The following is a 13185-nucleotide window of genomic DNA, read 5'->3' as shown; positions in this document are numbered from 1 at the left end:
CTCAAGCGCCGGCCGGGCTGAGATTTTTTGCGGGCTCGCGCCGGTTCTTCGGGCTCGCGCCGAGATGCGTGCCGCTCGGCGGCGGCGTTGGCCGCCCCCCGGCCCGCAGGGGCGATTCGCGGCTCCGCCGCGGGTACCGGGCTGCGCCCGGCGGCCTCAAGCGCCGGCCGGGCTGGAGTTTTTTGCGGACCCCGGCCCGACTAGACCGCCGTGCCGGACGCGAGCTGCGGTGGGAGGGCCGTGTGGTGGACGACCGTCAGGCCGGAGACGGCGCGGGTCAGGGCGACGTAGAGGCGGCGGAGGCCGGTGCGTTCGTCGGGTTCGGCGGAGACGATCGCGGAGGGTTCGTCGAGGACGACGTAGTCGTATTCGAGGCCCTTGGCGAGGGAGGCGGGGACGAGGGTGAGGCGGGCGGTGGCGGAGGTCTCCTCGCCGGGGGAGAGGAAGGCGTGGCCGGCGGCGGAGAGCTCGGCGGCGAGGGAGGGGACGCGCGCGTCGGCGGCGACGAGGCCGACGGAGCCCTCGCGCAGGAGCGCGTCCTCGCAGGCGGCGAGGACGGAACCCCCCGCGCGGACGTCGAACGCGCCGGGGTTCTCGCGGACGGACGCGACGGGCGCGAGACCGGGGGCGATGTGGGGGAGGAGGCGGGAGGCGTAGGCGATGACCTCGCGGGGCACGCGGAACCCCGCGGTCAGCTCCTCGACGAGCGCGTCGGGCTTGCCGAGGTGGGTGAGCGCCTCGGACCAGGCGCGGGTGGCCCAGGGGGTGGTGCCCTGGGCGAGGTCGCCGAGGACGGTCGCGGAGCCGGTGGAGCAGCGCCGGCCGACGGCGCGGTACTGCATGGGGGAGAGGTCCTGGGCCTCGTCGAGGACGACGTGGCCGAGGGAGTGCGTGCGGGTGACGAGGTCGGTGGCCTCGTCGATCAGGACGGCGTCGGCGGGCGACCACCGCGCGGCGCGGACGCTGCGGGGCGGCTTCTCCCAGAGGAGGAGCTTCTGCTCGTCGGCGGTGAGGACGCCTTCGGCCTGCGCGGCGAGGAAGTCGGCGTCGGAGAGCAGCCGGAGCAGCAGCTTCGCCGGCTCGACCGGCGGCCAGATCGCCTTGACGGCGGCCTTCACCGCGGGGTTGCGGGCGACGGCGTCCTGCACGCGGTCGTCCGGCGACTCCCCGGCCCGCTCCATCCGGACGAGGACCGCGTGCGCGATCCGCTGCGGGAGGGCGTCGCGGGCGGCGCCGTAGCGGATGTCGCGGGCGAGCAACTCCTCGACCATTTCCGTGAGTTCGTACGACGGCACCCGCCACCGGCGCGACCCCCGTACGACGACGAGCCCCTCCGTCGGCATCGTCACCCCGGCCCGTACGGCCCGGCGCAGGACCTCCGCCATGCGGGCGTCGCCCTTGAGGACGGCGGTCGCGGCGGAGTCGGCGCCACGGATCTCGACGTGGGCGACGAGGTCGTCCACCGTGGCCTGCCTGACATCCAACTCGCCCAGTGCGGGCAGCACTTGCTCGATGTAGTGGAGGAACGACGCGTTCGGGCCGATGACCAGCGTGCCGGTGCGGGCGAGGCGCTCGCGGTGCGCGTACAGCAGGTACGCGACCCGGTGCAGGCCGACCGCGGTCTTCCCCGTGCCGGGCCCGCCCTGCACGCACACCGAACCGGTCAGGCCCGCGCGGACGATCTCGTCCTGCTCGGGCTGGATCGTCGCGACGATGTCCCGCATCGGACCCACGCGCGGGCGTTCGATCTCCGCCTGGAGGAGGGCGCTGGTGCGCTCCGTCTCCGCGGGGTCGGTGAGGTGCTCGTCCTCGTACGCGGTCAACTCGCCGCCGGTGTAGCCGAATCGGCGCCGCAGGTCCACGTCCTGCGGGTCCCGCTTCGACGCGCGGTAGAACGGCTGGGAGACGGGGGCGCGCCAGTCGACGACCATCGGGTCGCCGTCACCGTCGTGCACGTGCCGGCGGCCGATGTAGAACGAGCCGCCCTCCTGGGTCGTCGCGCGGTAGTCGAGCCGGCCGAAGAACAGGGGGGTGTGCGCGAGGTCCGCGAGCGCCTTCACGCGCTGCTCGATCTGGGCCTCCAGGACGGCGGCGTTCACCCAGTTCGCCGTCACGTCCTTGATGTCCAGCGCCTCGACGTCCTCGCGCATCGCGCGCAGGGCGTCCCGCGAGGCGGACAGGTGAGCGCGCTCGCGCGCGAGGGGTTCCACGGTCTTTCCTCCGGAGTACGCGACATCGACGACTGCCGCCCGGTTTCCGACCGGGGGGCGGCGCGGGTGCTCGCGCGGGAGCGAGGATCCTATGCGACCCGCGTCGCGCCCTGCGAACCCTTTTCCGCGGGGCTCCGCCCCGGACCCCGCCCGGCCTCCGGCCGGGGTGCGGCTTCGCCGCGGGGGCCAACCGTGGCGCGGGGTACGGTCGCTTGCGCTGGGCACGTTGCGCTGTGCCCACCCGTGCCGCCCTGCGGCACGATTGCCCACAGCGGGGTGGCGGCCCCCGTCGCCGCGGGCCGAGGCCCCCGCCGTTAGGGTCGGTGGGTGATCGCGTACCGGAACGTGAGCCCGCCCGCACGTGTCGCGTGGGCAACGGGCCTGCTGCTCGTCTCGCTCGCCGCGCTCGCGGTGCTGTGCACCGTGCAGCCCACGCCGATGGCGGACACGCTGGTGTACCGGGCCGAGGGGGCCGCCGTCGCGAACGGGACGGACCTGTACGGGTTCACGGTGACGGAGTGGGAGCTGCCGGCGACGTACCCGCCGTTCGCGGCGATCCTGTTCGTGCCGACGACGTGGGTGCCGGTCGCCGTCCTGAAGGTCGCGTTCCTCGTCGGGAACGTGGCGCTGCTCGCGCTGCTGGTCCACCTGTCGTGCCGGCTCGCGGGCCGGCGGACGCGGCCGGAGGTGCTGCTCGCGGCGACCGCGGTCGGGATCTGGCTGGAACCGGTGTTCCAGACGGTCCTGTTCGGGCAGATCAACCTCGCCCTGGTGTGCCTGGTCCTGTGGGACCTGACGCGCCCGCCCACCGCCCTGGGCAGGGGCTTCGCGCTCGGCGTCGCGACGGGGATCAAGCTGACGCCGGGCATCTTCATCGTCCACCTGCTGCTGACGGGCCGCCGGCGCGAGGCGATGACCGCGCTGGCGTCGTTCGCCGGGACGGTCGCGCTCGGCGCGCTCGTCCTGCCGGCCGCGACCGCCGACTTCTTCACCCGGCGGGTGTTCGAGACGGACCGGGTCGGCAAGGCGTGGATCGTCGACAACCAGTCGCTGCAGGGTCTTGTCGCGCGGGTCCTCCACACGGAGACGCCCGGGGTCGCCTGGGCGGCCACCGCGGCGGTCACCGCGGGCGCGGGCCTCTGGCTCGCCCGCCGCGCGGGCGGGGCGCACGGCCTGCTGATCACCGCGTTCACCGCCCTCCTCATCTCTCCGATCAGCTGGTCCCACCACTGGGTGTGGTGCGTCCCCCTGACCGCCGTCCTCCTCGCCGACGGCCGTCCCCGCCTCGCCCTCGCCGCGACCGCCCTCTTCACCGCCCGCACGATGTGGCTCGTCCCCCACACGGGCGACCTCGACCTCCACCTCCCCTGGTGGCAGCAGCCCCTCGCCGCCCCCTACCCCCTGCTCACCCTCACCCTCCTCACCCTCGCCGCGCGCCACCGGGACACCACCGCCGCGCCGCGGCCCTCCTACGCCCCGCCCCCCGACAGCAGGTCGTCCGCGTCCACGATGCGGTAGGCGTAGCCCTGTTCGGCGAGGAAGCGCTGGCGGTGGGCGGCGAAGTCCTGGTCGATGGTGTCGCGGGCGACGACGGAGTAGAAGCGGGCCTCGTGGCCGTCGGCCTTGGGGCGCAGGACGCGGCCGAGGCGCTGGGCCTCCTCCTGGCGGGAGCCGAAGGTGCCGGAGACCTGGATGGCGACGGTGGCCTCGGGCAGGTCGATGGAGAAGTTGGCCACCTTGGAGACGACGAGGACGCTGATCTCGCCCTCCCGGAACGCGTCGAAGAGCTTCTCGCGCTGCGCGTTGGTGGTCTCGCCCTTGATGACCGGCGCGCCGAGGTGCTCGCCGAGCTCGTCGAGCTGGTCGATGTACTGGCCGATGACGAGGGTCTGCTCGCCGGCGTGCTTCCTCACCAGCGCCTCGGTGACGCGCCGCTTGGTCGCCGTCGTGGCGCAGAAGCGGTACTTCTCCTCCGCCTCGGCCGTCGCGTAGGCGAGCCGCTCGGAGTCGGTGAGGTTGACGCGGACCTCGACGCAGTCGGCGGGCGCGATGTAGCCCTGCGCCTCGATCTCCTTCCACGGCGCGTCGAAGCGCTTGGGGCCGATGAGCGAGAAGACGTCGGACTCGCGGCCGTCCTCGCGCACCAGCGTCGCGGTGAGGCCGAGGCGGCGGCGGGCCTGGAGGTCGGCGGTGAACTTGAAGACGGGCGCGGGCAGCAGGTGCACCTCGTCGTAGAGGATCAGGCCCCAGTCGCGGGAGTCGAACAGCTCCAGGTGCGGGTAGACGCCCTTCCGGCGGGTGGTGAGCACCTGGTAGGTGGCGATGGTGACCGGGCGGATCTCCTTGCGGGTGCCGCTGTACTCGCCGATCTCGTCCTCGGTGAGCGAGGTGCGCTTCACCAGCTCGTGCTTCCACTGCCGCGCGGAGACGGTGTTGGTGACGAGGATCAGCGTCGTCGCCTTCGCCTCGGCCATCGCCCCCGCCCCGACCAGCGTCTTCCCCGCCCCGCAGGGCAGGACGACGACGCCGGAGCCGCCGTGCCAGAAGTTCTCCACGGCCTGCTTCTGGTACGGCCGCAGCGCCCAGCCGCTCTCGTCGAGCGCGATGGGGTGCGCCTCGCCGTCGACGTACCCGGCGAGGTCCTCCGCCGGCCAGCCGAGCTTGAGCAGCGTCTGCTTGATCTGGCCGCGCTCGGAGGGGTGGACGGCGACGGTGTCGGCGTCGATCCGGGCGCCGACCAGCGGTGCGATTTTCTTCGAGCGGAGGATCTCCTCCAGGACCGGCCGGTCGGTGGAGGTCAGGACGAGGCCGTGCGCGGGGTGCTTGGAGAGGGTGAGCCGGCCGTAGCGGTCCATCGTCTCGGCGATGTCGACGAGCAGCGCGTGCGGGACGGGGTAGCGGGAGTACGCGACGAGCGCGTCGACGACCTGCTCGGCGTCGTGCCCGGCCGCGCGGGCGTTCCACAGGCCGAGCGGGGTCAGCCGGTAGGTGTGGATGTGCTCGGGGGCGCGCTCCAGCTCGGCGAACGGCGCGATGGCCCGCCGGCAGGCGTCCGCGGCGTCGTGGTCGACCTCCAGGAGGAGCGTTTTGTCGGACTGGACGATGAGCGGCCCGTTCAAGAGGAGCTCCCTTTCGTGACGCACGGGCCGACCGCCGAACGGCGCGGCCCAAACCTCCAGTGTGCCGCACGTTCCGCGCGTGCGGGTGGCGTGCGCGGGCCCGGCGGGGGTATACGGCCGCGCATGACGGCTGATGCGGAGACCGCGGGCAGGGAACGGACGGTGCGGTGGCCCCGGAGGGGGCGCGCGGACGGGGCGGCAGCACCACGCCCGCCCGCCGACGACGGGCGTCCCACGTGGGGGGCGGTACTGCTGCGCGCGGCGGTCGTCGCCGTCGCGTTCGTCGGGCTCGTCGCGTTCTCCGCGGTGCTGGCGCGGCTGACGCTGACGCCGTCCGCCGCGTCGGAGGACCTGATCCACACGAACCTGCAGCCCGGTGACAGCCTCCGCAACTACTTCGAGGACTACACCGTCGCCGCCGCGCTCAAGCAGGTCGGGGGGAACATCCTGCTCGGCGTCCCGTTCGGGGTGCTGCTGCCGCTGCTCGTGCCGGGCAGGATGCGGATGGTGCGGGTCGTCGCCGTGACCGTCCTCGTGATGGTCCTCGTCGAGCTGGCGCAGGGCTCGATCATCCAGGGCCGCGCCTTCGACATCGACGACGTCATCATGAACACCACCGGCGCGCTGCTCGGCTACCTCCTCCTCGGCCGCCGCCTCGCCCGCCGCATGCACCCCGACCCGGACCGCCCCCGCACCCGCCGCCCCGCGCGCAGGAGCCGGTTCGCGAAGTCGGCCTAGGGGGGCGGCCTAGGAGTCGGCCAGTTCGGCCACGCCCGTGATGCGGTGCAGGGGGTAGGTGCGGACCTCGTCCGCGGTGTGGTCGTAGGCGGTGACGAAGCCGCCCTCGACGCGGACGGGGGCGATGACGCGCTGGCTGGCCGCGCCCTCGGCGTTGACGTAGCCGATCCACAGCGCCTCGCCGGTCATGACCGCGGCCTGCATCGTCGCGAGCGTCTCGGCGTTGCTGGTGCGGGGGAGCTGCCCGGACGGGAGCGGGGGAGCGCCCGCGGCGGCGGGCTTGAGGGTGACGGTGGCGGCGTCGTCGCCGGCGCGGATGGCGCGCAGGGCGGCGGCCATGAGGGCCGCGTCGGGGGCCGGCGGGCCCTCGTGGACGGGGGCGGGGGCCGCGCGCGGCGGGGTGCGGTGGGCGAGCGCGCGGGTGATGAGGACGTCGCCGTCGGCGGACTCGGCCGACGGGGCGAAGCCCAGCGAACGCAGCCCCTCCAGCAGGGTGTTGGGGTCGGCCTGCGAGGCGAGGACGGTCGGGGCGAGGCGTCGCAGCCGCAAGGAGCCCGAGCGGGTGTCGGCCATGATCTCGTTCAGCACGCCGTCGTCGTCGCACCGCACGTACGACCCTGCCCCGCCCACCCGCAGGTGCCCGTGCCGGCGCGCCACGTCGTCGATCAGGTACGCGAGCGGCTGCGGCACCGGGGTGCGGCTGTGCGCGGCGAGGAACGCGTGCAGGTCGGTCGCGCTGCGCCCCGCGTCCAGGGCGCGCCGCACCGAGCCGGCGGTGAACCGGTAGACGGTCGCCCCGCCCTTCGACTCCACCTCCGCCGCCACGTCGAGCAGGTCCGCGAGCGGCCGCTGCAGCGGACCGGGCGCGACGGCCGTCAGGTCGGCCTGGAGCAGCACGTGGTCGAGCGGCTCGGGCAGCAGCGGGGCCAGCACCCTCGCGGCGCCGGCGGCCCGGACGGCGAGCTCGGCGGGGGTGGGCGGGGCGAAGGGGGGACGCGGGGCGTCGGAGGCCGAATCGTGCGGGCGCGGCGCGGAGGCGCCCGCCGTCGGACCGGCGGCGGGGGCAGGCGCGTCCCCCTCGACGAGGGCCCGGCCGTGCGACGAGAGCGCCCCGCGGCCGGTGACGCCGAGGAGCTCCGCCTCCGCCAGCGTCCACTCCGCCAGGCGCGAACGGGGGTCGGAGGGGCGCTCGGGGCCGGTGCGGGGCGCCTGCGAGGACCACGCGGCCCCCGCGTCGGGCTGCGCGGGGGCCCGCTGCTCGGAAGCGGGCCGGGGCGGCGCGCCCGCCGACGTCCCGCGCGGCGGCCGCTCCCACCGCAGCCGGGCGAGGAGGGAGTCGGGGTCGGCGGCGGACCCCGCGGGCAGTGCGGCGAGCAGCGCGAGGACCCGCTGCCGCACCTCCGGCGACGCGGTCCGGTCCAGGCCGGGGCCGAGGGCGTTCAGCGCGCGGCCCTTCGCGTCCTGGCCGCCGATCAGGCCCGGCGTGCGGGTCGCGGCGAGCCAGGCGGCGGCGAGCTGCGCCCAGCGGGCCGCGGCGGGCCGCTCCAGCCACTCGTCGTACTCGGGGGTGGCCGCGTACCGCTCCTCGGCCTGCCCGTCGGTCGCCAACAGACCCGCCGCGTAGGCGAGTTCGACCCAGAACCCGGCCTCTGGCCCGCCGGTGCCGAGCGCGGCGGCGGTCCGCTTGAGGTCGCGGACGCTCAGACCGCCCGCCCGGAGCGCGGCCGGGCCGCCCTCCTCCCACTCCTTCAGGAGCTCCTCCACCGTGCCGAGCGCGGTGTACGCCTGGCCGGCCGCCGCGGCGTCGACCACCGCCGGGTCGTGCGCCCGCGCGGTCTCCACGGCCGGCGCGACCGGCTGCGTCTCGCGGTGCGCCCGACCGGCCCGCAGGTACAGCGCGGCCTCGCGGGGCAGCACCACCGTGCCGACCGCGGCGGGAAGCAGCAGCCCGCGGTCCAGCAACCACCGTACGTACGGGGCCGGGTGGTGCGTCACCTGCCCGTACGGCGGCCCCCACACCAGCCGGCCGAGCACGTCGAGCGCGTCCGCCGGGGCCTCGTCGAGCAGCCGCGGCATCCGCTCGCGGTCCTCGAACAGCGCGGTCAGCTCCGCCACCGCGGAGACCGGGTCGTGCGTCGACGGCAGTCCCGCCCCGCGCAGGATGTCCTGCAGCCGGCCCGGCGACATCCCCGCCGTGGCCTCCGCCACCGTCGGGCCGAGGCCCGTCGGCGACGGGTGCTGCGGCGACGGCGTCAGCAGCTCCCGGGCCGTCCGCACCAGCCGCAGCCGGTCCTCCGCGCCCCACACCAGCGCCTGCGCCCGCAACCGCGCGACCACGCCGGGCAGGGCGGCCGTCACCGCCGCGTCCCCGTCGTCCCCCGCGAGCAGCCCGTGCAGCGTGGCGTACGACGCGGGCTCGGCGGTGACGGCCAGCGCCTCCGCCGCCTGCAGCGCGAACCGGTCCAGGTGCTCCAGCGCGCGCACCACCGAGGCGCGCGTGCCCGCCCGCGTCGCCAGCTGCGAGATGTCGTGCGGCACGGGCGACAGGAGGTCCGGGCGTGCGGCCAGCAGCGCGCCCAACGAGGCGTCGTCCCGGCGGCGCAGGTCCTCCGCGAGGGTGCGGGGCGCGGTACCGCTCGGCGTGCTCTCGGTGCTCATCCGGCCCACGGTACCGGTCCCTTCGCGCGGGAGCGCGGTGCCGGACGGTGTGCGCTGCCGCCCGACGGGCCGCGGGCGACGGCGTACCGTACGGGGAGGGCGCATGCGGGAGGGCGGATGGGGATCGAGAGCGACCGGCTGGTGTACGACTACCTCAGCCGGGTCGGCGACCTGGCGCAGACGTCGCTGCCGTCGGGCGAACGCGCCCGGCTCGTCGCGGAGTTGCGTAGCCGGATCGACAGCGGCCGGTCCGCGCGCGGCGCGGACACCCCCGCTGCGGTGCGCCGCATGCTGCACCGGATCGGGACGCCGGACGAGGTGGTCGCGGCGCACGTCCCCGCACCGGAGCGGGGAACGGAGGCGCCGCGGGAGTCGCCGCCGGAGGGGGCTCCTTCGCCGCAGCCCGCCGAGCGGCCGTCCGTCCCGCAGCAGCGGGGGGTGGCGGACCCGGCGGCCCCGGCCGCGCCGACGGACTGGTGGCGCGTCGACCGGGGTGAGCTCGGGGGCGAGGTGCCGGGCTTCGTCGGGGGCGTCGAGATCCCCGAGCTCCGGGGGGAGCGGCCGCGGGCCGACGGGGACGCGGGGCCTCCGGCGGCGGGTGCGGGTACGGGCGCGGCCGCCGCGAAGGCGGCCGTCCCGCGCCGGCGGCTGTTCCGGCGCGCGGCCGCCGTCCCCGCCCCGGTCCCGGCGCCCGCCGTCGTCGCCGTGCCCGCGCGGACCGGGCCCGCCAACCCGCTGCTGCTGCTCGCCGCGGTGCTGCTGGTCGCGGGCGCGGTGCTCGGCAGCCTGCTGCCGCTCGCCCTCGGCTGGGGGCTCGTGTACCTGTCCCGCCGGCTCTCCCGCACGGAGGCCAAGGCCGCGGTCCTCGGCATCCCCGCGGCGTCCGCCCTCGCGGGGGCGGTCTGGCTCTGGGGCCGTACGGAGGGACGCTGGGGCGACCGCCTCCCCGCGGACGGACTCGGCGCGGCGCTCACCGAGGCGTGGCCCTGGGCGCTGCGGGGCGCGGCGCTCGCCTCCGCGCTCTTCGTCCTCTGGCGCAGTCAGCGCGTGCGGGGCTGACCGGAGTGCGCCGCTGCGCGGCGAAGCCCCGCCGCTGCGCGGCGAACCCGCGGCTCCGCTGCGCGGCGCCCCGCCCGAAGTGGTGCTCCGCCGCTGCGCGGCGAAACCCCGCCGCTGCGCGGCAGGCCCAGCGAAGCCCCGGCGCTGCGCGCCGGGCGTGCGCGCGGGACGGGGGCGCAGCGCGCCGCCGTGAGCCGCCCCGCACAATGGGCCGCATGACTGCCGCACCCACCCTGACCGTCGGGTTCGACCTCGACATGACCCTCATCGACTCCCGCCCCGGCATCCGCGCCGCGTACGTCGCGCTGGCCGCGGAGACGGGGGTCGAGATCGACGCGGATCTGGTGGTGACGCGGCTCGGCCCGCCGCTGGAGCAGGAGCTGGCGCACTGGTTCCCGGCGGAGCGGATACCGGCCGTGGCGGACCGGTACCGGGAGATGTACCCGGAGTACGCCATCGGGCCGACGCGCGCGATGCCGGGCGCGCGGGACGCGGTCGCCGCGGTGCGCGCGGCCGGCGGGCGCTCGGTCGTGGTGACCGCCAAGCACGAGCCGAACGCCGAGCTGCACCTGTCCCACCTCGGCATCGAGGCGGACGCGGTCGTCGGCTCCCTGTGGGCGGAGGCGAAGGCGGTGGCGCTGCGGGAGCACGGCGCGACGGTCTACGTCGGCGACCACGTCGGCGACGTCCGCGGGGCCCGCGCCGCGGGCGCCCTCTCCGTCGCGGTCCCGACCGGCCCCTGCGACGCGCCGGCCCTCCGCGCGGCGGGCGCGGACGTCGTCCTGCCGGGCGGTCTCGCCGACTTCCCCGCGTGGCTCGCGGAGCACGCGGCGCGCTGAGGCCCGGGCGCGGGGGTCAGGCCCCCCGCGCCTGCCTCCGCTGCGCCGCGATCGACCAGAGCAGGCCGACCCCCGCGATCGCGAAGCCGAGGCCCATCAGCATGCAGAGCCAGTAGGCGACGGGCGGGAAGGGCTCGGTGCCGAGGAAGAGCGGGGCCACGGTGACGACGGTGGCCAGTGCGCCGAGGACGAAGACGACGGCACCGGCTGCGACGAGTCGGTCGCCGGTCGTGGAAGCGGGCGGGGCAGGAGTATCGGTCACCCGACCAGGGTAGTTCCCTGGGCGGAGAGACCCCCACTAACCTATGGGCAGGCGGGCGCCGAGGCCCGCTTCAGTGCTGTTCGAGGCTACCCAGAGCCGTTCCGAGCCGATCGGCGCCCCGGCGCCGATCCGACCGATACGAGGACGAAGGCGACATGCCCACCGGCAAGGTCAAGTGGTTCAACCCGGAGAAGGGTTTCGGTTTCCTCTCCCGCGACGACGGCGGCGACGTCTTCGTGCACTCGTCCGTGCTCCCGGCCGGCGTCGACGCGCTGAAGCCGGGGCAGCGGGTGGAGTTCGGCGTGGTCGCCGGGCAGCGGGGGGACCAGGCGCTCTCCGTCGTGCTCCTCGACCCCGCCCCCTCCGTCGCCGCGGCGACCCGCCGCAAGCCCGACGAACTCGCGTCCATCGTCCAGGACCTCACGACGCTCCTCGAAAGCATCACCCCCGCGCTCGAACGCGGCCGCTACCCCGAACGCGCGTCTGGCGCGAAGATCGCCGGCCTCCTCCGCGCGGTCGCCGACCAGCTGGACCCGTAGCCCCTCCGGCCGGCTGCGCGGCTCCGCCGCGGGAGGCCGACCATGGCGGGCGCATCCGTCGCCGGCGCTCGGCACTGTGGGCTGTGCCCACCCTTCCCCGAGCTCTCGGCTTCGCTCGAGCAGGGGAGACTCCACTCGCCCTGCGGCACGATTGCCCACAGCGGGTGGGGCCGACGCTGCCCCACAGCGGCACGATCTCAGCGCCAGCCGGCGAAAAGATCTCAGCCCGCTGGTCAGGCGGGGTCGAGGGCGCCGGGGGCCAGGGGCGGGACCAGGCCCTCCGCCGCCGCGCGGGTGAGGAGGGCGTGGACGGCGGCGTACCCCGCGTCGCCGAGGTCCGCGGTGAACTCGTTGACGTACAGCGCGATGTGCTGCGCGGCGACGTCCGGGTCCATCTCCTGCGCGTGCGCGGCGACGTACGCCGCGGAGGCGGCCGGATCGTCCCAGGCCGTCCGCACGGACGTCCGCGCCGCCTCCGCGAGGTGGGCCAGCAGGTCCGCCCCCAGCGACCGCCGCGCGACGATCGCACCGAGCGGGATCGGATGCCCGGTCGCCGCCTCCCAGTGCTCGCCCATGTCGGCCAGCTTGTGGAGCCCGTACGACCTGTACGTGAACCGCGCCTCGTGGATGACGAGCCCCGCGTCGACCCGCCCGTCCCGCACCGCCGGCATGATCTCGTCGAACGGCATGACGACGATCCCGCCCACCCCGCCGGGCACCGCCTCCGCCGCCCACAGCCGGAACAGCAGGTACGCCGTCGACCGCTCGCTCGGCACGGCGACGGTCGCGCCCGACAGGTCCGCGCCCGCCGAACGGGTGAGGACCAGCGGCCCGCACCCCCGCCCCAGCGCCCCGCCGCACGGCAGCAGCGCGTACTCGTCGAGGATCCACGGCAGGACGGCGTAGGACACCTTGAGCACGTCGAACCCGCCGTCACCCCGCTCGGCGATCCCGTTGGTGACGTCGATGTCGGCGAAGGTCACGTCCAGCGCCGGCGCCCCGGGCACGAGCCCGTGCGCCCAGGCGTGGAAGACGAACGTGTCGTTCGGGCAGGGCGAGTACGCGATCTTCAGCGCGGCGGTGTCACTCATACGGGTTCCAACCTTCCAGGGCCGCCGGGAGCTTCCCGAAGCCCGACGTCAGCGCGGCGAGCGCGTCACCGATCCGCCACGCCTCCCGGTCCCGCGGCCCGACCGGGTTCGACACGGCCCGGACCTCCAGGACCGGCAGCCCGTACGCGGCCGCCGCCTCGGCGACCCCGAAGCCCTCCATCGCCTCCGCGAGCGCCCCGGGGTGGCGCGCGCGGAGCGCGGCGGCGCGTTCGGCCGAACCGGTGACGGTGGACACCGTGAGCACGGGACCCGCCGCCGCCCCCGACGCCGCGGCGAAGGCCCGTACGAGCCCGGCCGGCGGGGTGTGGAGCACCGACCCGAACCCCAGCGACGTGACGGACACGAACCCCTCCGCCGTCTCCGCCCCCAGATCCGCCGCGACGATCGCGTCCGCGACCACGAGCGACCCGACCGGCGCGTGCGGCGCGAACCCGCCGCCGATCCCGGCCGACACGACGAGGCCGTACGGCCGCCGCCCCAGCTCCAGGGCCGTCCGCGCGGCCGCGGCCGCGGGCCCGACGCCGACCGCCACCACGTCGACCGCCGCGCCGGCCACGGACGCACCCGCCGGGAACGCACGCGCCACCGCGTCCCGCTCGGCGGGGACGGCGGTGGCGACGAGGACGTGCGGAGTGCTCACGGGGCGGGG

At 76.1% G+C, this 13185-nt stretch carries 11 protein-coding genes; 5 read left to right on the top strand and 6 right to left on the bottom strand.

Going from position 1 to position 13185, the window contains the following annotated elements:
* Positions 1-200: 200 nt before the first annotated feature.
* On the bottom strand, positions 201-2150 hold the full coding sequence (locus ACFWEG_RS13520) for a HelD family protein (protein WP_387213526.1): 1950 nt from the start codon (positions 2148-2150) through the stop codon (positions 201-203).
* Positions 2151-2591: 441 nt separating this feature from the next.
* Here ACFWEG_RS13520 and ACFWEG_RS13515 point away from each other — a divergent pair, with 441 nt between their 5' ends.
* Positions 2592-3728 (top strand): glycosyltransferase 87 family protein, encoded by a 1137-nt coding sequence (locus ACFWEG_RS13515; RefSeq protein WP_387213523.1) that lies wholly within the window; start codon positions 2592-2594, stop codon positions 3726-3728.
* Here the strand turns inward: ACFWEG_RS13515 and ACFWEG_RS13510 are convergent.
* On the bottom strand, positions 3680-5329 hold the full coding sequence (locus ACFWEG_RS13510) for a DNA repair helicase XPB (RefSeq protein WP_387213516.1): 1650 nt from the start codon (positions 5327-5329) through the stop codon (positions 3680-3682). The two genes, ACFWEG_RS13515 and ACFWEG_RS13510, sit on opposite strands and share 49 nt — an antisense overlap.
* Before the next feature lie 123 nt (positions 5330-5452).
* Between ACFWEG_RS13510 and ACFWEG_RS13505 the strand changes: the two genes are divergently transcribed.
* Entirely contained in the window at positions 5453-6067 is a 615-nt protein-coding gene (locus tag ACFWEG_RS13505; RefSeq protein ID WP_387213513.1) for a VanZ family protein, read from the top strand.
* A 9-nt stretch (positions 6068-6076) separates the two neighbouring features.
* Here ACFWEG_RS13505 and ACFWEG_RS13500 read toward each other — a convergent pair whose 3' ends face one another.
* The gene (locus ACFWEG_RS13500) at positions 6077-8725 is read right to left on the bottom strand and encodes a helicase-associated domain-containing protein (protein ID WP_387213510.1); all 2649 of its coding nucleotides are present in this window, start codon (positions 8723-8725) and stop codon (positions 6077-6079) included.
* A gap of 117 nt (positions 8726-8842) precedes the next feature.
* Between ACFWEG_RS13500 and ACFWEG_RS13495 the strand changes: the two genes are divergently transcribed.
* Positions 8843-9784, top strand: a complete 942-nt coding sequence (locus ACFWEG_RS13495; RefSeq protein ID WP_387213507.1) for a hypothetical protein — start codon at positions 8843-8845, stop codon at positions 9782-9784.
* A 215-nt stretch (positions 9785-9999) separates the two neighbouring features.
* Positions 10000-10623, top strand: a complete 624-nt coding sequence (locus ACFWEG_RS13490; RefSeq protein WP_387213504.1) for an HAD family hydrolase — start codon at positions 10000-10002, stop codon at positions 10621-10623.
* 16 nt (positions 10624-10639) lie between these two features.
* Here the strand turns inward: ACFWEG_RS13490 and ACFWEG_RS13485 are convergent, their stop codons facing one another.
* Complete coding sequence (locus ACFWEG_RS13485) at positions 10640-10885, bottom strand: hypothetical protein (protein WP_387213501.1); 246 nt, start codon at positions 10883-10885, stop codon at positions 10640-10642.
* A 155-nt stretch (positions 10886-11040) separates the two neighbouring features.
* Here ACFWEG_RS13485 and ACFWEG_RS13480 point away from each other — a divergent pair, with 155 nt between their 5' ends.
* The gene (locus ACFWEG_RS13480) at positions 11041-11424 is read left to right on the top strand and encodes a cold-shock protein (RefSeq protein WP_387213498.1); all 384 of its coding nucleotides are present in this window, start codon (positions 11041-11043) and stop codon (positions 11422-11424) included.
* A gap of 233 nt (positions 11425-11657) precedes the next feature.
* Here the strand turns inward: ACFWEG_RS13480 and ACFWEG_RS13475 are convergent, their stop codons facing one another.
* Positions 11658-12515, bottom strand: a complete 858-nt coding sequence (locus tag ACFWEG_RS13475; RefSeq protein ID WP_387213495.1) for a 1,4-dihydroxy-6-naphthoate synthase — start codon at positions 12513-12515, stop codon at positions 11658-11660.
* Complete coding sequence (locus ACFWEG_RS13470; protein ID WP_387213494.1) at positions 12508-13176, bottom strand: futalosine hydrolase; 669 nt, start codon at positions 13174-13176, stop codon at positions 12508-12510. Before ACFWEG_RS13470 ends, ACFWEG_RS13475 begins: the two co-directional genes overlap by 8 nt.
* Positions 13177-13185: the final 9 nt, after the last annotated feature.

Origin of the sequence: Streptomyces sp. NPDC060194 (assembly GCF_042728285.1) — a bacterium.
Taxonomy (GTDB): Bacteria; Actinomycetota; Actinomycetes; order Streptomycetales; family Streptomycetaceae; genus Streptomyces.
Note: the sequence above shows the minus strand (reverse complement) of the source record. Positions and strands in the feature narration are given on the sequence as shown.